Source organism: Rhodococcus sp. KRD197 (assembly GCF_017168235.1).
Classification (GTDB): Bacteria; Actinomycetota; Actinomycetes; order Mycobacteriales; family Mycobacteriaceae; genus Rhodococcoides.
Genome location: NZ_JABFAO010000011.1, coordinates 316,499 through 336,520, shown reverse-complemented (window position 1 = coordinate 336,520; position 20,022 = coordinate 316,499). Strand labels below are relative to the sequence as shown.

Genomic DNA, 20,022 nt, shown 5'->3' with positions numbered 1-20,022 from the left:
GACTAACCTGAGCGCATGGCAGGAAAGACCAGCACCCGAAGTTCGAAAGCCGGCGCCGGCAATTCGCTGTCATCGCGTGCGTCGGGGGGAACAGCCAAGACCGCGAAAGGGCGTACTGCTCGCACGGTCACCACGCCGCGAAAGCCGACCGCCCCGCGAAAGTCCCCGCCTCGCGGCGGTGCGTCCACCCGCTCGGCAGCGCCCCGTCGGCCTGCACGCAAGAACAATGGTGGCGTCATGTCCGCCATCGGCCGCGGCGTGACGTCGACCTGGGCTGTTGCTGCCAAAGGTGTCGGCGCCACCACCCGGACGGTCAGCAAGGCCAAGGACATCGAGCACGGTCACCGTCGCGACGGCATCGCGCTCGGACTGATCGCCGTCAGCGTCATCGTTGCTGCAGCCGTCTGGTTCAGCGCGGGTGGCCCCATCGGTGAGTGGATCGAAATTGCCGTGCGCGCAGTGGTCGGCGACGCCGGCTACATCGTGCCCGCGCTCGGTGTTGCCATCGCTGTAGTTCTGATGCGATCGGAACCGAACCCCGAGATCCGGCCGCGGCTGGTGTTGGGCTCGATACTGCTCATCCTTCCCGTCCTCGGGCTGTGGCACATGGCTGCGGGCTTCCCGACGGATGCGGAGGGGCGCGCGACGGGTGGCGGGTTTGTCGGCTACGTCGCCGGTGGCCCGATCGTCGACGGTCTGACGGTCTGGCTGGCGGTACCGCTGCTGTTTCTCGCCGGTCTGTTCGGAGTGCTGCTGCTGACCGGCACCACCGTTCGAGACGTCCCGGCCAAACTGCGCACGCTGTTCGGTACCGACAGCCGCGGTGACGAGTACGGAGAGTACGACCCCGCCGATTTCGGAACGGATTTCGGCGACGAGGGATACAGCCACGACGCCGACTTCGACGGCTACCCCGTCGACAAGGCAGGCGAGAGCGACCCGTACGACAATTACCCGACCGAGGAGTACGTACCGGTCGCGAAGCCGCGCACGCGCAGGAGGACAGCGCAGCCCGAGGCTCCGACCGAGGTCATCGACCCTGCGGCGGCGGAGGCGGCCGCCGAGGCCCCGGCGCCGGCATCTCGACCAGCGGCAGCTGCTCGGGCTGTGGCGAAGCCTGTAGTCAAGGCCGCCGAACCGAAGAGTGCCACCGAGGACGACAAGATCGTCGTCGATCGCGTCGTCGACGGGGACTACACCCTGCCATCGCTTTCGCTGCTGATCGACGGCGATCCGCCCAAGACTCGCAGCCAGGCCAACGACGCGATGATCGAGGCGATCTCCGATGTTCTCGATCAGTTCAAGATCGACGCGGCGGTCACCGGATTCACGCGCGGCCCGACAGTCACCCGATACGAGGTGGAACTGGGCCCGGGCGTCAAAGTCGAGAAGATCACCGCACTGGCCCGCAATATCGCCTATGCAGTGGCTACCGACAACGTGCGGCTGTTGGCCCCGATCCCGGGCAAGTCTGCAGTCGGCATCGAGGTGCCCAACTCGGACCGCGAAATGGTTCGTCTCGCCGACGTGCTCACTGCGCCGTCCACGCGCAAGGATCATCACCCGCTGGTGATCGGCCTCGGCAAGAACATCGAGGGCGAGTTCATCAGCGCGAACCTGGCCAAGATGCCGCACCTGCTGGTGGCGGGTTCCACCGGTTCCGGTAAGTCGAGCTTCGTGAACTCGATGCTCGTCTCACTGCTCGCCCGCGCGACACCGGACGAGGTACGGATGATCCTGATCGATCCGAAGATGGTCGAGCTGACACCGTACGAGGGGATCCCCCACCTCATCACCCCGATCATCACGCAGCCCAAGAAGGCTGCCGCGGCCCTGGCGTGGCTGGTCGAGGAGATGGAACAGCGCTATCAGGACATGCAGGTCAACAAGGTTCGGCACATCGACGACTTCAACAAGAAGGTGCGCTCCGGTGATATCAGCGCACCACTGGGCAGTGAACGCGTCTACAGGCCGTATCCGTACATCCTTGCCATCGTCGACGAGCTCGCCGATCTGATGATGACCGCACCGCGGGACGTCGAGGACGCCATCGTGCGAATCACGCAGAAGGCTCGCGCTGCCGGCATTCACCTGGTGCTGGCAACGCAGCGACCGTCGGTGGACGTCGTGACCGGTCTGATCAAGACCAACGTCCCGTCCAGGCTCGCGTTCGCGACATCCTCGCTCACCGATTCACGGGTCATCCTCGATCAGCCCGGTGCAGAGAAGCTCATCGGTATGGGTGATGCGCTGTTCCTGCCGATGGGAGCCGGCAAGCCCACTCGCCTGCAGGGCGCCTTCATCACCGACGAGGAAATCACGGCGGTCGTCGACTTCGCCAAGAATCAGGCGGAACCGGAATACAACGAGACCGTCACCGCGAGCAAGGCGTCGGAGAAGAAGGATGTCGACCCGGATATCGGCGACGATCTCGGTGTGTTGCTCCAGGCGGTGGAGCTGGTTGTCTCCAGCCAGTTCGGTTCGACCTCGATGCTTCAGCGCAAGCTGCGGGTGGGCTTCGCGAAGGCTGGCCGGTTGATGGACCTGATGGAGAACCGCGGAGTCGTCGGGCCGAGTGAAGGCTCCAAGGCGCGTGAGGTGCTGATCAAGCCTGATGAACTGGACGGGCTGCTGTGGTCGATCCAAGGCGGCGACCCGGACGAGGCTCCGGCGGAAGACTGAACACTGCTCCGCAGAGTGTCACAGGCTCCGCCGCGGGCCGCGAAGCACCGTCAGGCGAAGGCGCCCATCACCGGCTTCCACTCGGTGATCGAGGACTCCTCGATGAGATTCTCGACCGCGAACGGATCCTGCGCGAAGAGTTCTCGAACCGATGCGACGTCGGTACCTTCCACGAGGATGAGCGCGCCGCTGCCGTCGGTGTAGGGGCCGCTCGAGACGAGGACACCGCGTTCGAGAAGTTCGCCGAGCCAAGCGCGGTGGGTTGCGCGATGCGTGTCACGACCGTCCGTCGTGGCGGGGGAGTACGTGTATGCGACGGCGAAGAGGGCCATGTGTGTCCATTTCCTATCGGTTGTCATTATCAGGTGAGATCGACATCAGGTGTGATCGACATCAGAGCGAGAGCAACATCCGGGTGTTGCCCAGCGTGTTCGGTTTCACGTAACTCAGATCGAGGAACTCGGCGACACCGGTGTCGTACGACCTGCACATCTCCGCGTACACCTCGGCGGTGACGGGCGTCCCTTCGATCTCGGCGAATCCATGTCGGGAGAAGAAGTCCACCTCGAAGGTGAGTACGAACAGCTTCTGCAGGGCCAGTTCGCGTGCAACGTCGACCAATTTGTCGACGATCAAGTGCCCGGCCCCGTGACCCTTGGCGGACGGATCCACCGCCACCGTGCGCACCTCGCCCAGATCAGCCCACAACACGTGCAGGGCGCCGCACCCGATCACCGATCCGGCTCGCTCCGCCACCCAGAATTCCTGCACCGCCTCGTACAACGTCACGAGGTTCTTCTCGAGCAGAATCTTCCCGGCGTAAATGTCGATCAGGCGTTTGATCTCGGGAATGTCGGATGTTCGCGCACGTCGAACCACTACATCGTCGCCGCCGTGGGCGAGGAGCCGTGAGTTCGAACTCGGGTCGGACGCGTCGTCGACGGGAGGTCGACCGGCCCGATTCGGCGCAGAAGTCATGTGGTGAACAGTAGCCAACGCTCCAACCGATATTCTTCTCGTGTGTCCGTAATCGAACTCGCCACCCACGAACCTGGACACCGTCGTCGACCTTTCGCTATCAATGTCCTCCGGGACGCCGAAGAATCTGGCGGGGCGGCATGACCGGGGAGGTTCCGCCGACTCCGCGGCCTCCGCACGGCAACTCTTCGACAGGGTCCGAAGCGGTTCCGATACTCAACATTGCGAACGTTCTGACCGTGCTTCGGATCGCCCTGGTTCCCGTCTTCCTCGTCGTACTGTTCGTCGACGACGGTCAGGACCCCGCATGGCGGATCGGCGCGACGGTCGTGTTCGCGGTAGCCGCGATCACCGACCGTGTCGACGGCCAACTTGCACGCAAATACGGACTGGTCACCGATTTCGGCAAGATGGCCGACCCCATCGCGGACAAGGCGCTGATCGGCGCCGCGCTGGTCGGTTTGTCGATTCTGGGCGACCTCCCGTGGTGGGTCACCATCGTGATCGCGGCCCGCGAGATTGCCATCACGGGCGTGCGGTTCGCAGTGATCCGGCACGGTGTCATCCCGGCCGGCCGCGGCGGAAAGGTGAAGACGCTCTTGCAGAGCGTTGCTATCGGGTTCTATCTGTTCCCGCTACCCGACGAAGTCCGGTTCGTATCGGTGACGTTGATGGGTTTGGCTGTCGTGCTCACGGTGTACACGGGAGTGGATTACATCGTCCAGGCCGTGCGCCTGAGAAGAGGTGCGACCCGTTGACCGAAGTGAAACTCTCGGGTGACCGTTGGGCTGTTCGACGCGATACAGTCCGACTAGCCGTGTCGTTGCTGCAGCAGCGTCTCGAAGGTGCATCGGCGGTATAGGGTCGGGAACCAATCGAGCCCCGTCCTACGTTGTACCTGAAGATGCTGGACTTGGACGTACAGAAGACGAAGCACAGTTTCGAACGACATGGCTCGAACGAGGAGGAGCGAGATGGCGCTGCTATTGCGTGAAGCACTCGGCGACAGTTTGCGGCGCACTCGTGTTGCGCAGAGTCGCACACTGCGCGAGGTATCGAACACGGCACGGGTCAGTCTGGGGTATCTCTCGGAAGTAGAACGTGGACGGAAAGAAGCCTCGAGCGAGTTGCTCGCCGCGATCTGCGACGCTCTCGCCGTGCCCTTGGCCGACGTCATGAGCGATGTGAGCGAATGCCTGTCGGAATCCTCGGCCGCAGCGCGTGCTGCCGAGACGCCCGCCTCGGTGGGTGCCGAGGACACCTCGCCCCGCATCGCGGGCGAGACGAGGGTGGTTATTCCGGCGCCTGCGCGAGCCCTCGCCGCAGCGTGAGCAACGGGCTTGCACCAGCCCGCGCAACTGCATTGGTGACACAGTTCCACGGCAATTCGACCAGACCAGTATTCTCGTGACACGGGCAACTCATCGTAGGTCGCTGCACACGTCAGCCGACCCCCTACGCGCGACAACGTCGCTCTGGATGGAGGCAGGATCAACCCATGGCTAATCCTTTCGTCAAGGCCTGGAAGTACATGATGGCGCTCTTCAATTCCAAGATCGACGAGAAGGCCGACCCCAAGGTTCAGATTCAGCAGGCCATCGAGGATGCGCAACGACAGCACCAGGCGCTGTCTCAGCAGGCGGCCTCGGTGATCGGCAATCAGCGTCAGCTGGAGATGAAACTGAGCCGTCAACTGGACGAGGTCGAAAAGCTCAACGCCAATGCTCGCCAGGCGGTCACACTGGCTGACCAGGCCAATGCCGCCGGTGACGTGGAGAAGGCAACGCAGTACACCAACGCCGCCGAGGCGTTCGCGGCGCAGCTCGTCACCGCTGAGCAGAGCGTCGAGGACCTGAAGGTGCTGCACGATCAGTCGCTGCAGGCGGCGTCGCAGGCGAAGAAGGCCGTCGAACAGAACGCGATGGCCCTGCAAGCCAAGGTTGCCGAGCGGACCAAGCTGCTCAGCCAACTCGAGCAGGCAAAGATGCAGGAGAAGGTCAGCGAGTCACTGCGGTCGATGGACTCGACGCTGTCCGCTCCGGGCAACACCCCGAGCCTCGACGCGGTTCGCGACAAGATCGAGCGTCGGTATGCAGACGCACTCGGCTCTGCGGAGCTGGCGCAGAACACGGTGTCCGGCCGCATGATGGAGGTGCAGCAGGCTTCGGTCCAGATGGCAGGCCACAGCAGGCTCGAACAGATCCGAGCCTCCATGGCCGGTGAGTCGCTTCCGTCCGGAAACACCGCGTCCAAGCCGTCGATTGCCAAGTCGCCGAACACCAACTCGGCAAACACGACGCCCGAACCTCCCGCGCAGAACTGAACGCCCCAGCGAACCGAATCGTGAACAAGTACAGGCATGGCCGACCACACAAGTGGTCGGCCATGCCTGTTCCCGGGTCCGTCACGGCGGTTCGCGGCGTGGCTGACAGCGCACGCAGGATGAGCGAAACGGCAATCGAGGCGGTCGGTCGGTGGAACGATCCGCGTCGGAAGCAAATCAGACGAGTGCGGCGCGCGCGTCGACGCGGATCGTGGTTCGGCGGCGCCTCGGGCATCTCGGCGGTGTCCGCCGCGGGCCTCGCCGTCGGGTCGGCCCCGGAATGGACGATGATCGTTGCCGGGGGTGGCGCAGCTGTCTTCGCTGTGCCCGCAGTCTTGGCAGTCGGTACCTACCGGCGATTGAGATCGCAACCGCTTCCTGCCGCTCGGCCGAACAAGACGGTGCTACCCGCGCGCTCGTCCGCAACCTACGAGCCCATGAGCCGGCTCATCGGTGCGCAGCGGAGTCTCTACGAGCTTTCCGGCATTCTGAGCCGATCCGAGTTCGTCGATCCGGTGGAGATGGCCGACACCACCGATGTCGCCTCGGCAGCCGCGCAGGCGCTCATGGAGATGGCCGCGGACATCGTGGCGATGGAGCGTGCCGCGGACGCCAACGCGCGGGCGCGCGAACACCTCTCCGCCACAATCACCGGCGCCGCGACCGAACTCGACTCCGGTGTCGATCAGTTCGAGGAGCTCGTCGCCGCTGCGGCCCGGTTGACCGCCCCCAATGCCCTCCCGTCGAGCTCCGTTGCCGGACGCAAGGCGGAGTTGACCTCGGCCACCGATCGGTTGGAGGGTTGGGCGACTGCGCTCGCCGAGCTCAACGCAATACGGAGTCGGCACCGATGAAACCCCCTCTCTCGGTGCTCTCGGGGTGTTCCCCCATCTTTCCCTGATCTTGTTGTCGGTACCTACGATCCGAGCCTTCGAGCTGTCAGGATCGTAGGTACACAACGAAAGGGAAAGCGCATGTTCTGGAAAGTGCTCGGCATCATCGTCCTCGTCTGGCTCGCGTTCGCAATACTGGGCGCGGTGATCAAGGGACTGTTCTGGGTGGCCATAGCTGCCGCGATAGTGTTCGGCCTCTACTGGTTGATCACCGCCGTCAGCGCAGGAGGACGCCGCGACGCCAACAAATTGTGACGTCGAAAGACTGTAAGACCTGCGATCGAACAGGCAGCAAGTCAACCGAGGGGCGAAGTGCGGCCCACCAACACCGTGACGGCTTCGGGCACGGCTTCGATGACTATCGGCAGCGCCGAGAAGCGTTCGCCGTCGGCGTAGGCGACCATTCCCGGCGCAGCGAGTGACACGGTTTCGGCTCGGTAGGTTTCCACCTCGGGCAGGGACACATGCGTTCCCTTGTACACAGTCGGAGACAGTCGGACCAGCCGCCGTCGGCTCGATGCGCGGACCACGGTGACATCGAGCAGACCGTCGTCGACACGGGCCGCAGGGCAAATGGCCATCCCGCCGCCGTACGTGGGTCCGTTGCCGACGGTCACCAGTGTCGCCTCGATGTCCAGCGATTCGCCGTCGAGACCCAGGCGATAGGGAATCGGCCGGAGTCGGGCCAGCTCGAGTAGCATCGCCAGGTTGTAGCGCAGACGACCGGTCGGCCAGCGCAGTTTGTTCGCGCGCTCGGTGACGAGACTGTCGAATCCGCTCGACAGCACCGTCGAGAACCAACGACCATCGACGCGGCCGAGATCGATCGAAACCGATCGTCCGTCCAGCACGATGTCCGCGGCGGCCGCCGGATCGGTGAGCGGGACACCGAGCAGTCGTGCCAAGTCGTTGCCGGTTCCCGCAGGTACGACCGCCAGGGGCGTGGACGTCCTCGCAACGGCCTGCAAGGCGAGGTTGACCAGACCGTCGCCACCCACCGCGACCAGCGCTTCGGTCCCAGCGCGCACGGCTCGCTTGGCGGATTCGAGGGCATCACCAGGGGTGCGGCCCTCGATGGTGGTGACACTCGCCCCGCGCTCGCGCAGTCTGGTGACGACCTCTCTCGAAATGCGGGTCGCCCGTCCGTTGCCTGCGACGGGATTGGTCAAGACGGAGACCGCGATGCTCATGCGCGCGCCGGCCCCGTGTTCACGGGATCAGTTTGCCAGGGTTCAGCACCCCTGCGGGGTCGACCGCGGATTTCATTGCTCGAAGCATCGCAATGCCGACGGATCCGACCTCCTCTGCCATCCAAGGTCGGTGATCGCGACCGACGGCGTGATGATGTGTGATTGTTGCTCCCGCCGTCGCCATCGCGGTCGTGGCCGCTTCCTTGGCGCGAGTCCACTGTGCCGCCGGGTCGCCTGCCGCTGCACAGACCACCGTGAAGTAGAGCGAGGCACCGGTGGCGTAGACGTGGGAGATGTGGCACATCACGAGCGGCGGAGTACCTGATGCCGTCAGGGAATCTACGAGGGCGGCGACGACTTCGCCGCGCACCCGGTCGAGATCGGCCCAACTCGTCGCCGTTTCCAGTGTTTCCGCCACCGCACCCGCGTCGAGCAGAGCGTCACGCAGATACGGCGAGCCGAACCGGCCGTGCTCCCACCTCCGGGCGTGCTCGGGATCGACGACCGTGCCACCGGCGCGCAGCACCGTTGTATCGGCGGCAGCGGCTCGCGCTGCGGTCTCGGCGGGGACACCGTCGAATGTGGCAACGGCGATGCATCCACCGGTCGGCGCGTCGCCGTTGTCACCGAGCGCCAACGCGGAGTTGACTCCGGTTTCGGCTTCGTCGGACAGCCTCATGACAGTGGGCCTACCCGCATCCACCGCCAGCTCACGGAACGCTGCGGAGCCGGCCGCGAAAGTCGGAAACCACCACGACCGGTACTCGGTCGATGCTGGAATCGGATGCACCTTCACGGTGACGGATGTGATGATGCCGAGTGCGCCCTCGGACCCGAGGAAGACCTCTCGCAGATCGGGGCCCGCTGCCGAGGCCGGGGCGCGACCGCAGTGGGTGATCCCGATCGGCGTTGCGACGGTGACGCTTTCGACCATATCGTCGAATCGTCCGTATCCGGACGAGGCCTGCCCGGAGGATCGCGTCGCGGCGAATCCGCCGATGCTCGCGTATTCGAAGGATTGTGGATAGTGACCGAGGGAAAGCCCGTGCCGGGTCAACATTTCCTCGGCTTGCGGACCGGTGACGCCCGCCTGCAGTGTGGCCGTGCGGGAGACTTCGTCGAGGTCGGTCATGGCGCACAGCCGGCGCATGCTGATCGTCACGACGGTATCGAACCATTCGCGGAGAGGCTCCACACCACCGACGACACTCGTCCCGCCACCGAACGGCACCACAGCGATCGATTCTTCGCTGCAGTAGCGCAGCAGCGCCTCGACCTCCTCCGCATCGGCGGGGAATGCGACGGCATCGGGCGCATTCTGGATCGATCCGCTGCGCCGGGCCAACAGATCGAGTGTGCTTTTGCCGCCGAGGAACTGAGTGCGTACCTCGTCGTCGGTCGAGAGATGTTCGGTTCCGACAATGGTCTCCAGGCCATGTCTGCGGTGGTCCGTGAGCCGCGACCTGTGCAGGCGAACCGCGTCGTCGCCGGTTGTCGGTTGCTCATGTGTGGGGATACCCAGGACCGCCTCGAGAACCGAACGCGTCCTCTCGCTCAGTGGTGTGCGCTCGCGCGGATCGCCCCAGGCATTCCACGCCATCAGCGGTGCAGGCGTACCGGGAAACTCGATCCGGGACTTTGTTCGCATGATCTATAGTGTTACATGACATGCAGGTTTGTAACTCGGACTCCGTGATGCGCATCAGGCGCGAGTTCGCGTGAACGGGTAGCAGTCGGAAGAGATCGAGCGAGGTGGATGCAGTGATCGAACGGTCCGTTGTCGACACCGGTTCCGCCTCGACCGATGTTCATACCGCCGACAGCGACCGCACCGTCGAAGACCAGGTGCTCGACGCTGCACATTCCTGCATTCTCGAATACGGCGTCAGGCGCACCACGCTTGCCGAGATCGCTCGTCGGGCTCAGGTTTCTCGGCCCACTGTCTACCGGCGCTGGGCTGACACACGTGCGGTTGTGTCGAGTCTGCTCACCCGCGAGATCGGTGCAGTCATGCCGTCGCTCACCGGCGACGTTCCCATCCGCCAGTTGGTCTCCGAAGGGGCTGCAGTAGTCGGCAACCGGATCCGCACACATCCCCTCTTCGTCAAGATTCTGCAGTCCGACCCGGACATTCTCGGCACCTATATCCTGCACCGGCTCGGTACGAGTCAGTCGCTGATAATCGATGCGTTGATCTCTCTGATCGAACAAGGGCAACGGGACTCGTCCATCCGAGACGGCGATCCCGTCCAGCTCGCCACCGTCGCACTGTTGATGGTGCAGTCTGCTGTGCAGTCGGCCGAAATGGTGTCCTCACGCATATCCGGTGAAGACCTGATGGTCGAGATGTCCCGCGCCCTCGACGCATACCTACGCCCGACACCTCCGTGACGTCGGGCCGTCACTCTTGAGCCGCCTCTCCGCCCCGATGCCCGCTCGCATGCCCTACGGTTCGGCGCTGCGCGCGCTCAGACGCACGCGCGAACTGGAGTCGGTGTGGAATGCCGATGCGGTGGATGTGCTGGTCGTCGGCGGAGGTATCACCGGTGCGGGTATCGCCCTCGATGCAGCGTCGAGGGGATTGAAAGTGGTGCTGGTCGAGAAGTACGACCTGGCGTTCGGCACGAGCAGGTGGAGTTCGAAGCTCGTGCACGGCGGCCTGCGATACCTGGCCTCGGGTCAGTTCGCGATCGCCCGCGACAGTGCAGTGGAGCGCGGAACCTTGATCACGCGCACCGCGCCGCACCTCGTTCGACCTTTGATGCAAATAGTGCCGCTGCTTCCGTCGATGTCGACTGTGGGTGAGACCGTCGTGCGCACCGGTCTCGCGCTCGGTGATGCACTGCGCAGCGTGGCCGGCACATCGCCTGCGGTGCTGCCCCGGGCACGAAGAATCGGCCCCGAGGACGTGGCATCGTCGGCGCCGACCGTCAATCGTGACGGGCTTCGAGGCGGCGTGGCGTCCTGGGACGGACAGGTCGTCGACGACGCCCGACTCGTCGTCGCAGTCGCGCGCACTGCGGCCCTCTACGGTGCGTCGATACTGACGGGTGTCTCGGCCCGAGACGTAGATCGGACCTCGGCGACACTGGTCGAGGAGGACACGGGTTCGGCGACGCGAATCGACGCCCGCATCGTCGTCAACGCCGCCGGAGTGTGGGCGGGCAAAGTGGACCCGTCGATTGCGCTGAGGCCGAGTCGGGGCACCCACCTCGTCTTCGATGCTGCCTTGTTCGGTGGCCTGACGTGCTCGCTCACCATTCAGGTTCCAGGCGAACGCAATCGGTTCGTCTTCGCGCTGCCGGCACCGCTCGGACGCGTGTACGTGGGGTTGACGGACGAGCCCGCGGAGGACATTCCTGACGTGCCTCGCGCCACAGACGCCGAGATCGACTTCCTTCTCGGCGTCCTCGGTACCGCGGTGAGTCCGGCGCCCACGAGATCGGACATCCTGGGCACCTTCGCCGGGCTGCGCCCGCTCTTGGGTTCGGGCAGCGGACCGACCGCCGCGTTGTCGAGGCGTCATGCTGTGTTCGACGACGGTGACGGTCCCATCGGGGCAGTCGGCGGGAAGCTCACCACGTATCGGCTGATGGCGGAAGAGACCGTGGACGCGGCGGTGTCTGCGGCGCGGCTCTCCGCTGGACCCTGCCGGACCGCATCCATTCCACTGGTCGGTGCCGCCACAGTGGCGAGCCTGGCCTCGATCCAGGCTCCCAGGACGCTCGTACGCCGGTACGGCACCGAGGCGCGGTTGGTGCTGGCAATCGCCGAGACGATGGCCGGCGGTCTGGAGCCGATCGCCGACGGTATCGACGTGTGCGCTGCCGAGCTTGCGTTCTCGGTGCGATACGAGGGAGCCCGTTCGGCGGACGATCTGCTGGATCGGCGCACCAGGATCGGGTTGGTGGAGTCGGACCGTTTTCGCGCCCGAACTGCGGGGGAACGCGCCCTGCGCGAAAACTGACATTCAGCCGGACTGACTTGCTGGTTCGAGGATGAGAAAACCTGTGGCACGCTGAGCGCGTGCGTGTAGCCGTCGTAGCCGGTCCCGATCCCGGACATGCCTTCCCCGCCATTGCGCTGTGCCATGCCTTCCGGCGCGCAGGCGACGAACCGATCCTCTTCACCGGGGCCCGCTGGATCGCCCCCGCGGCCGACAGCGGTCTCGATGCGCGTCTGCTGAAAGGCTTGACGCCGCGCCCGGAGGACGACGACATGGACGCGGGTCAGCGTATCCACTCGCGAGCGGCCTTCATCTCGACCGAATTGCTACCCGACCTACGAAGCGCAAATGTGGATCTGGTGGTCTCCGATATCCTCACCGCCGGAGGCGGTTTGGCGGCCGAGCGCCTCGGAATTGCGTGGGTGGAACTGTCACCGCATCCGCTGTACGCCCCGTCGCGGGGACTACCACCCATCGGAAGCGGGCTGACACCGGGCACCGGAATTCGAGGTCGGCTACGGGATAAGATCATGCGCGCTGCGACGGGCCGATCCATCGCGCAGGGGAAAGCGCAGCGCAGCGCTGCACGGGTGGGGGTGGGGCTACCGGCCGAGGACCCCGGTCCCGCGGCGCGGTTGATCGCGACAATTCCGGCTCTGGAAGTTCCGCGACCGGACTGGCCGACCGAAGCGCACGTCGTCGGGCCGCTCCTGTGGGAGCCGACGAGCGAGGTGTTGCCCGTACCGTCGGGCACGGACCCCCTGGTGATGATCGCGCCTTCCACTGCCTTCACGGGCGCCGAAGGCATGCTGGAGATGGCGATCGACGGCCTCGCGGGCGGTGGCGTACGCGTCGTCGCGTCGATGCTGGACGAGCCACCTACCGAACTGCCGAGTTGGGCTGCGGCCGGACTCGGCCGTCAAGACGATCTGCTTCGCCGCGCGGATGTCGTGGTGTGCGGTAGTGGCCATGGTTTGCTCGCGAAGGCGCTTCTGCATGGTGTGCCGGTTGTAGCGGTTCCCGGTGGCGGTGACCAGTGGGAGTTGGCCAAGCGTGCCGAACGGCAAGGCAGTGCGGTCGTCGTCAGGCCGGCGACTGCAGCATCGATCGGCGATGCTGTCCTCCGTGTGCTTTCGGATCCCGCGTACGCCACCGCTGCGGCCGTCGCGGCAGCGACACTGGCCGAGGTGGAAGATCCCGTCGCCGTGTGTCGCGGAGTGATCGGCTTCGGTACGGTTGAACCGTGCGCTTGACCGAGTTCCGTGAATTGTTGACAGAAGAGTTCGGCCAGATGCGCGGGGATTCGATGCTCGTCGACCACGTGATCATGGGTCTGAACGGCCGCACCGGTGCGGAAGCAATCGAGGCCGGAGTGGACCCCAGGGACGTCTGGCGTGAGCTGTGCCAGGAATTCGACGTCCCCCGCCGTCGCTGGTGACGGAGTCTCTGCTGACGAAGTTCTCGGCGTGTCGGCGAGTCGCGCGGCGCAATCGAACAGGTGTTCCCCTATGCTGGTGTCATTCGGTTCACGCAGCGGTACGGCGTTCTTGTCGGTACCCCGATCTACCGTTACCGACAACACGCTGAACGAAGCTGAACGACACCATACGAGGAGATCACGATGGCTGCATACGACCGCGACAAAGCGCTCGATCTCGCACTTGCGCAGATCGACAAGAACTTCGGCAAGGGATCGGTGATGCGCCTCGGTGACGAGGTTCGTCAGCCGATCGCCGTCATTCCCACCGGTTCCATCGCGCTCGACATCGCACTCGGTATCGGAGGGTTGCCGCGCGGTCGTGTCGTCGAGATCTACGGCCCGGAGTCCTCGGGTAAGACCACCGTGGCGCTGCACGCTGTCGCCAATGCGCAGCGCAACGGCGGTATCGCGGCCTTCATCGACGCGGAGCATGCCCTGGACCCGGATTATGCACAGAAGCTCGGAGTCGACACCGACGCGCTGCTCGTCTCTCAGCCCGATACCGGTGAGCAGGCGCTCGAGATCGCCGACATGCTGATTCGTTCCGGTGCCCTCGACATCCTGGTCATCGACTCCGTGGCAGCCCTCGTGCCGCGCGCCGAGATCGAGGGTGAGATGGGTGACAGTCACGTCGGCTTGCAGGCGCGACTGATGAGCCAGGCGCTGCGCAAGATGACCGGCGCTCTCCACAACTCCGGCACCACCGCGATCTTCATCAACCAGCTGCGCGAGAAGATCGGCGTCATGTTCGGATCGCCGGAAACCACCACCGGTGGTAAGGCTCTGAAGTTCTACTCGTCGGTGCGGCTCGACGTCCGGCGAATCGAGACATTGAAGGACGGCACCGATGCGGTCGGTAACCGCACCCGAGTCAAGGTCGTCAAGAACAAGGTCGCACCGCCCTTCAAGCAGGCGGAGTTCGACATTCTGTACGGCAAGGGCATCAGCCGCGAGGGTTCGCTCATCGACATGGGTGTCGAGCACGGGTTCATCCGTAAGTCGGGATCATGGTTCACCTATGACGGCGATCAGCTGGGCCAGGGCAAGGAGAACGCCCGCAAGTTCATGCTGGAGAATCCGGACATCCGTGACGAGATCGAGAAGAAGATCATGGAGAAGCTTCAGATCGGCGCAGACGTGACCGCCACCGACGACGCGGCCGCGCCTGTCGAGTTCTAGATCGGGTAGGTCTGCATGCAACCTGAGACCGAGCGAACCAAGTCCGAGCGAGCCAAGTCCGAGCGAACCAAGACCGAGGGTGGCGGCACCGAGGCGCAGGCGAAAGATGTCTGCCTTCGGCTGCTGACCGACAGGGCTCGAAGCCGTCACGAGTTGGAAACGAGTTTGGCCAAGAAGGGCTACACACCCGAGGTGGCAAATTCAGTGCTGTCCCGGTTGGAGGCAGCCAAACTCGTCGACGACGCCGCGTTCGCCGAACAATGGGTGCACTCGCGGCACACCTTCTCCGGCAAGGGCAAGCGAGCTTTGAGTCTCGAACTACGCACCAAAGGCGTGAGCGCCGAACATGCGCAGAGTGCTCTCGACCAGATCGACAGCGAGGACGAGCGCGAACGCGCTACCGAATTGGTGCGCAAGAAGTGTCGCTCGCTGTCGTTTCCGGATGCCGGAGATCCTGACGCACGAGCGGAGCGGGACAAGATCGTCCGCAAGCTCGTCGGCATGCTGGCGCGTCGCGGCTACCAGCAGGGCATGGCATTCGCGGTGGTCAAGGCCGAGCTCGAACAGATCTATGTTGCCACCGAGGACTTCGACGGTGAGAGCTACGGGTGATCGTCCACTCGTAGCGGTCCCGTCGAACACACGAGGCCCGCAACACCATTCGGTGTTGCGGGCCTCGTGCTGGAACTTGGGTGCCGACCTGCGTCAGACGGGCTGGGCGGGAACGACTTCGCCACCGCTGCCCTTCTTGCGCTGTCGCATACGGCGCTCGACCACGGTCGCGAGCTTGGTGAGCATCGAGTTGATGATGATCATGATGATCGCAACGATGATGAGCGATGGCAGGTAGTTGCCGTAGAAGGCACCGACCTGCTGGCCCGCTCGGACGACCTCGATGTAGCCAATGAGATAACCCAGCGCCGAGTCCTTCAACGCCACCACCATCTGCGAGATGATCGCCGGGAGCATTGCGGTCACAGCCTGCGGGAGCAGGATCAGGCTCATGACCTGGCCTTTGCGCATGCCGAGAGCCATTGCGGCCTCGGTCTGACCCTTCGGAAGCGAATTGACGCCGGCTCGAACGATCTCTGCGATGACCGACCCGTTGTACAGGGTCAGGCCCGTCACCACTGCTGCAAGAGCCAGATACTTCACCATGAAGATCTGGTACTCGGCATACACCGCGTACAGGAAGATCATCAGGATCAGAACCGGCACAGCTCGGAACAACTCGACGAACACTCCACTGATGACGCGGACGGAGCGGTGGTCCGAGAGCCGACCGATCCCCAACACAGCGCCGAGGACCAGAGCGAACACGATCGACAGGGCAGCCGCGACCAACGTGCCCTGAATGCCGGGCAGCAAGTAGGTGGTCCACGTGGTGGACTCGAGGAACGGATCCCACTTGTCCGCCGTCAGCTGACCCTTGGAGTCGAGCGCAAGGTAGATCAGGAACGCTATGCCCAGCGAGACCAGCAGGACAACACCGGAGAATACCCGGTGGAGAGCTTTGGCCCTGGGGCCGGGAACGTCGTAGAGAACGGCTACAGCGTCACTCATCACTTCACCGCCAATCGCTTGCTGAGGTAGCCGAACAACAGTCCGGTGGGAAGCGTCAGGCAGACGAAACCTAGGGCAAAAATTCCACCGACGACGAAGATCGCCGCCTCGTTCTCGATCATGGTCTTCATCAAGAACGAGGCTTCGGCGACGCCGATGACGGACGCGATAGTGGTGTTCTTCGTCAGCGCGATCAGCACGCTGCCGAGCGGGCCGATGACGGCACGAAACGCTTGGGGGAGTACCACGATGGTGACGTTCTGGGTGAACGTCATTCCGAGCGAGCGGCCTGCTTCTGCCTGCCCGACGGGGACCGTGTTGATCCCCGATCGCAACGATTCGGCGACGAACGATGCTGTGTAGACACTCAACCCGAGAACGGCCAAACGAAAGTTGTTTTCGTTCAAGAACGTCGGAGAACTCTGTGGTGCCAGAGAAACACCCATGGTCTGGTACAGGCCGAACGAGGTGAACAGGATGATCAGCGTGAGCGGGGTGTTACGGAAGATGGTGACGTATGCAACGGCGATCGCGCGGGCAATGGGAATCGGAGAGACGCGCATCGCTGCGATGAGCGTACCGATCAGGAGTGCGCCGATCGCGGAGAGAACCGTCAGCTTGATCGTCATGATGAACGCGTCGACGAGTTGATCGTCGTACTTGCTCAATATGTTCAATGGAGGAGTGTCCAATCGGCTCGGGAGGGCCGTGAGCGTCGGACACGTTCACCGTGCAGGTGAACGCGCCCGACGCAGGGCGCAGCGTCAGTAGCGGTCGACGGTCGGCTCGGCCGGCAGCGGGTAGCCGGAGTCACCGACGGTGTCGTTGAACGCCTGTTCCCAGGCTCCGCTGGCCACCATCTCCTCGATGGCATCGTTGATCTGGTTCCGACCCTCGGTGTCTTCCAGAGCGAGACCGATGCCGTAGTTCTCCGTGGTGAACGGCTCACCCACGACCTTCAGTTCACCGGGATACTGAGCGGCGTAACCGGCCAGGATGATGTCGTCGGTGGTGACCGCGTCGATCGCACCGTTGCGCAAGGATTCGACGCACGCGGAGTATGTGTCGAAGGGCTGGAGCTGGACGTTGGGGAACTCGTCCGCGATGTTCTGTGCGGGCGTCGAACCGGTCACCGAGCACAGTCGCTTGCCCTCGAGAGAGTCGGGTCCGGTGATGTCGGTGTTGTCACTGGACACCAGGAGCGATTGTCCGGCAACGAAGTACGGTCCGGCGAAGCTGACCCGCTCCTTGCGAGCATCGGTGATGGAGTACGTCGCGACGACGTAGTCGACCTCACCGTTCTCGATCAGGGTTTCACGCTGGGCGGACGGTGCTTCCCGGAACTCGATGTTGTCCTCGGACACACCGAGCTGCTCGGCTACGTACTTGGCGACCTCGACGTCGAAACCGGTGAACGTGCCGTCTGGGTTGCGCAGACCCAGGCCCGGCTGGTCGTACTTGATGCCGACGATGAGGTTGCCACTTTCGGCGCTCGACGACACGCTGCGCTCCTCGTTTCCGCCACAGGCGGTTGCGACGATGGCCAACGCGGCGAGCCCTGCACCGAGACGTAGCGAACGGTTGAGTTTCACTGGATGTTCCTCCATTTTGTGTCGTGCCGTGAGATGACTGCAGTGCTGTCGGTGGATCTGTGCTTCTGGTGAATCAGTGACCGCGTGTGTCAGTGACCGAGGATCTTGCCGAGGAAGTCCTTGGCGCGCTCGGATTCGGGTTTGGTGAAGAAGGTATCGGGATCGGTGTCCTCGACGACGGCGCCGTCGGCCATGAAGATCACACGGTCGCCGGCTTTGCGGGCGAAGCCCATCTCGTGGGTGACGACGAGCATTGTCATGCCCTCCTTGGCGAGGGAGGTCATGACATCGAGTACCTCGTTGACCATCTCGGGGTCGAGTGCAGAAGTCGGCTCGTCGAACAGCATCACCTTGGGATTCATCGCCAGCGAACGGGCGATCGCCACACGCTGCTGCTGACCGCCGGACAGTTGGGCCGGGTACTTGTCGGCTTGATTCGCGATCCCGACTCGTTCGAGTAGAGCCTGGGCGTTCTTGCGAACTTCGTCCTTCTTGAGCTTGCGCACCTTGGACGGCGCGAGCATCACGTTTTCGAGAATGGTCTTGTGCGCGAACAGGTTGAACGACTGGAAGACCATGCCGACATCCGCTCGAAGTGCCGCCAAGGCTTTGCCCTCGGCCGGTAGCACCGAACCGTCGACTTCGATCGTTCCCGAGTCGATGGGCTCCAAGCGATTGATCGTGCGGCACAGGGTCGATTTGCCCGATCCGGACGGCCCGATCACGATCACGACCTGACCGGCAGGTACCTCGAGGTTGATGTCCTTCAGAACGTGCAGATCACCGAAGTGCTTGTCCACCGATCTGAGGGAGATCATGGGGGGCCGATTGGCATGAGCGCCGGAAGCCGGCGCGTCGGTGGCGTGCGTCATAGGGCAGAACCCTATTCGTAGTTTCCTTGTCGGCAGCGGTTTTCACCCGACAATTCGAATTATGTAATGGAAACTTTACTGACGGTCGGTACAGCTGCAGCACCCCACGCAGGTCCCGGGCACGGCATGTCCGCCTCGGGTCGTACCGCGGAGAAGCGAAGACGAGTGTCCTGAGCATGCAGGGGAGCTGCGCGGTACGTACGCACGGTTGTCAGACGAGGGTGCACGACGCCGACCGATAGCGGTCCTGGTCACAGTGCGTGGCTTCATCCCGATCAAGGGGTCAGGTAAGGGCATCGGTGTCTCACCGACGACTCGGTGAGCCGTGAAGAGGTCGAGTCCATGCTTTACACGTTGACAAACGCTGCAACACGCCAAGCGACCGCACGATGGCGGATGGAGGGTTTTTCGCAAACGGGGCAAGTCAGACCGTATCCAAGCTTGCTCAGGGAGACTAAAATCGGTCGCAAATCAAATCAGGGGACGGTCAGCGGCAACTCGAGCTGGCAACTCACATTTGACGGGCAATAGTTACCGCACCCCTCGAACATACCGAGGTCGATAATGAACAGCAGGCGTCATTTCAGTCTTCGAGGTCGAGTTGTCGGAACAGCCGTGGCGGTCAGCGTCGCGTCGCTGGCCGTGTGCGGCGTCGGGAGCATAGCGGCCGCGTCGCCCCTGGCTGGGCTCGATGCCACACCGATCACCATCACCGGGATCGATACCGCCTCATCCTCACCGCTGACTCACGTTGACTCCCTTCGCATCCCAGTGAACGTACCGAGGCTATTCGGCGACGGAGCGAACGGAGGTCCGTGCGAGGATGGGCAGCCCGGTGGCCTCATCCAAGGCAACGGCGGCAACGGCGGGCACTGTGCCGACGGTCATGGTGGTCACGGCGGATCGGGCGGCTGGCTCATTGGTCACGGTGGTCACGGTGGTCATGGGGGTAACGGCGGTGCTGGATTCGCAGGTGGTCACGGCGGATCAGCTGGCCTGTTGTTCGGCAACGGCGGCAACGGCGGCAACGGCGGCGCCGGTGGGCAAGGCGGCACTGCCGGTCAATTGATAGGGACTGGTGGAACCGGAGGCGCTAGCGGGGTAGGCGGAGCCGGCCCGGTCGGCGACAACAACGTTGGGATGGCCAACACCGGTTACAACAACAGCGGAGGCACCAACACCGGGTACAACAACAGCGGCGACACCAACACCGCAACAGCCGACCCAGGTGGTCCCGGCGGTTACGGTGGCGACGGCGGTTACCTCGGTACGGGTGGTGCAGGCGGTACCGGTGGCGCAGGCGGCTAGGTCTAGGCCGAATGAG

At 64.0% G+C, this 20,022-nt stretch carries 22 protein-coding genes; 14 read left to right on the top strand and 8 right to left on the bottom strand.

Features of this window, described 5'->3' with window-relative positions; all coding sequences use genetic code 11:
• Positions 1-15 precede the first annotated feature (15 nt).
• Positions 16-2,682 (top strand): DNA translocase FtsK, encoded by a 2,667-nt coding sequence (locus J1M86_RS17365; RefSeq protein WP_206510783.1) that lies wholly within the window; start codon positions 16-18, stop codon positions 2,680-2,682.
• Positions 2,683-2,732: 50 nt separating this feature from the next.
• Here J1M86_RS17365 and J1M86_RS17360 read toward each other — a convergent pair whose 3' ends face one another.
• A complete protein-coding gene (locus tag J1M86_RS17360; protein WP_206510782.1) occupies positions 2,733-3,014 on the bottom strand; it encodes a YciI family protein in 282 nt (93 codons plus the stop codon).
• A gap of 61 nt (positions 3,015-3,075) precedes the next feature.
• Positions 3,076-3,660 (bottom strand): amino-acid N-acetyltransferase, encoded by a 585-nt coding sequence (locus J1M86_RS17355; RefSeq protein WP_241260187.1) that lies wholly within the window; start codon positions 3,658-3,660, stop codon positions 3,076-3,078.
• Positions 3,661-3,800: 140 nt separating this feature from the next.
• Here J1M86_RS17355 and pgsA point away from each other — a divergent pair, with 140 nt between their 5' ends.
• From pgsA to J1M86_RS17330, 5 genes are all read left to right on the top strand, one after another.
• On the top strand, positions 3,801-4,418 hold the full coding sequence (gene pgsA, locus J1M86_RS17350; RefSeq protein WP_206510781.1) for a CDP-diacylglycerol--glycerol-3-phosphate 3-phosphatidyltransferase: 618 nt from the start codon (positions 3,801-3,803) through the stop codon (positions 4,416-4,418).
• A 216-nt stretch (positions 4,419-4,634) separates the two neighbouring features.
• Complete coding sequence (locus J1M86_RS17345; RefSeq protein ID WP_075840068.1) at positions 4,635-4,991, top strand: helix-turn-helix domain-containing protein; 357 nt, start codon at positions 4,635-4,637, stop codon at positions 4,989-4,991.
• A gap of 167 nt (positions 4,992-5,158) precedes the next feature.
• Positions 5,159-5,983, top strand: coding sequence for a PspA/IM30 family protein (locus J1M86_RS17340; protein WP_075840067.1), 825 nt, complete (start codon positions 5,159-5,161; stop codon positions 5,981-5,983).
• A gap of 119 nt (positions 5,984-6,102) precedes the next feature.
• Positions 6,103-6,837 carry a hypothetical protein gene (locus J1M86_RS17335; RefSeq protein WP_230554842.1) on the top strand — a complete coding sequence of 245 codons (735 nt, stop codon included), beginning with the start codon at positions 6,103-6,105 and terminating at the stop codon, positions 6,835-6,837.
• A gap of 120 nt (positions 6,838-6,957) precedes the next feature.
• Positions 6,958-7,131, top strand: coding sequence for a hypothetical protein (locus J1M86_RS17330; protein WP_187346792.1), 174 nt, complete (start codon positions 6,958-6,960; stop codon positions 7,129-7,131).
• Between the two features lie 41 nt (positions 7,132-7,172).
• Here the strand turns inward: J1M86_RS17330 and J1M86_RS17325 are convergent, their stop codons facing one another.
• Both J1M86_RS17325 and J1M86_RS17320 read right to left on the bottom strand, forming a co-directional pair.
• A complete protein-coding gene (locus J1M86_RS17325; protein WP_075840066.1) occupies positions 7,173-8,066 on the bottom strand; it encodes a diacylglycerol kinase in 894 nt (297 codons plus the stop codon).
• A 19-nt stretch (positions 8,067-8,085) separates the two neighbouring features.
• Positions 8,086-9,666: an FAD-binding oxidoreductase gene (locus tag J1M86_RS17320; protein WP_206511097.1), complete on the bottom strand. Its 1,581-nt coding sequence runs from the start codon at positions 9,664-9,666 to the stop codon at positions 8,086-8,088.
• A gap of 245 nt (positions 9,667-9,911) precedes the next feature.
• Here J1M86_RS17320 and J1M86_RS17315 point away from each other — a divergent pair, with 245 nt between their 5' ends.
• The 6 genes from J1M86_RS17315 (at position 9,912) to J1M86_RS17290 (ending at position 15,283) form a co-directional block, all read left to right on the top strand.
• A complete protein-coding gene (locus J1M86_RS17315; RefSeq protein WP_075840064.1) occupies positions 9,912-10,457 on the top strand; it encodes a TetR/AcrR family transcriptional regulator in 546 nt (181 codons plus the stop codon).
• A gap of 49 nt (positions 10,458-10,506) precedes the next feature.
• The gene (locus tag J1M86_RS17310; protein ID WP_241260186.1) at positions 10,507-12,033 is read left to right on the top strand and encodes a glycerol-3-phosphate dehydrogenase/oxidase; all 1,527 of its coding nucleotides are present in this window, start codon (positions 10,507-10,509) and stop codon (positions 12,031-12,033) included.
• 59 nt (positions 12,034-12,092) lie between these two features.
• Complete coding sequence (locus tag J1M86_RS17305) at positions 12,093-13,265, top strand: glycosyltransferase (RefSeq protein WP_206510778.1); 1,173 nt, start codon at positions 12,093-12,095, stop codon at positions 13,263-13,265.
• Positions 13,256-13,450 (top strand): DUF3046 domain-containing protein, encoded by a 195-nt coding sequence (locus J1M86_RS17300; protein ID WP_075840063.1) that lies wholly within the window; start codon positions 13,256-13,258, stop codon positions 13,448-13,450. The genes J1M86_RS17305 and J1M86_RS17300 overlap by 10 nt, the downstream gene beginning before the upstream one ends.
• A gap of 183 nt (positions 13,451-13,633) precedes the next feature.
• Entirely contained in the window at positions 13,634-14,671 is a 1,038-nt protein-coding gene (gene recA / locus J1M86_RS17295; RefSeq protein ID WP_206510777.1) for a recombinase RecA, read from the top strand.
• A gap of 15 nt (positions 14,672-14,686) precedes the next feature.
• Positions 14,687-15,283: a regulatory protein RecX gene (locus J1M86_RS17290; RefSeq protein WP_206510776.1), complete on the top strand. Its 597-nt coding sequence runs from the start codon at positions 14,687-14,689 to the stop codon at positions 15,281-15,283.
• Between the two features lie 93 nt (positions 15,284-15,376).
• Here J1M86_RS17290 and J1M86_RS17285 read toward each other — a convergent pair whose 3' ends face one another.
• The 4 genes from J1M86_RS17285 to J1M86_RS17270 all read right to left on the bottom strand — a co-directional run bounded on the left by J1M86_RS17285 (position 15,377) and on the right by J1M86_RS17270 (position 18,644).
• On the bottom strand, positions 15,377-16,234 hold the full coding sequence (locus tag J1M86_RS17285) for an amino acid ABC transporter permease (RefSeq protein WP_206510775.1): 858 nt from the start codon (positions 16,232-16,234) through the stop codon (positions 15,377-15,379).
• Positions 16,234-16,911, bottom strand: a complete 678-nt coding sequence (locus J1M86_RS17280; RefSeq protein ID WP_075840060.1) for an amino acid ABC transporter permease — start codon at positions 16,909-16,911, stop codon at positions 16,234-16,236. The genes J1M86_RS17285 and J1M86_RS17280 overlap by 1 nt, the downstream gene beginning before the upstream one ends.
• Before the next feature lie 87 nt (positions 16,912-16,998).
• Entirely contained in the window at positions 16,999-17,826 is an 828-nt protein-coding gene (locus J1M86_RS17275; protein WP_206510774.1) for a glutamate ABC transporter substrate-binding protein, read from the bottom strand.
• An 89-nt stretch (positions 17,827-17,915) separates the two neighbouring features.
• The gene (locus J1M86_RS17270) at positions 17,916-18,644 is read right to left on the bottom strand and encodes an amino acid ABC transporter ATP-binding protein (RefSeq protein ID WP_187346801.1); all 729 of its coding nucleotides are present in this window, start codon (positions 18,642-18,644) and stop codon (positions 17,916-17,918) included.
• A gap of 889 nt (positions 18,645-19,533) precedes the next feature.
• Between J1M86_RS17270 and J1M86_RS17265 the strand changes: the two genes are divergently transcribed.
• The gene (locus tag J1M86_RS17265; RefSeq protein WP_206510773.1) at positions 19,534-19,767 is read left to right on the top strand and encodes a hypothetical protein; all 234 of its coding nucleotides are present in this window, start codon (positions 19,534-19,536) and stop codon (positions 19,765-19,767) included.
• A 71-nt stretch (positions 19,768-19,838) separates the two neighbouring features.
• A complete protein-coding gene (locus tag J1M86_RS17260; protein WP_206510772.1) occupies positions 19,839-20,006 on the top strand; it encodes a hypothetical protein in 168 nt (55 codons plus the stop codon).
• Positions 20,007-20,022: the final 16 nt, after the last annotated feature.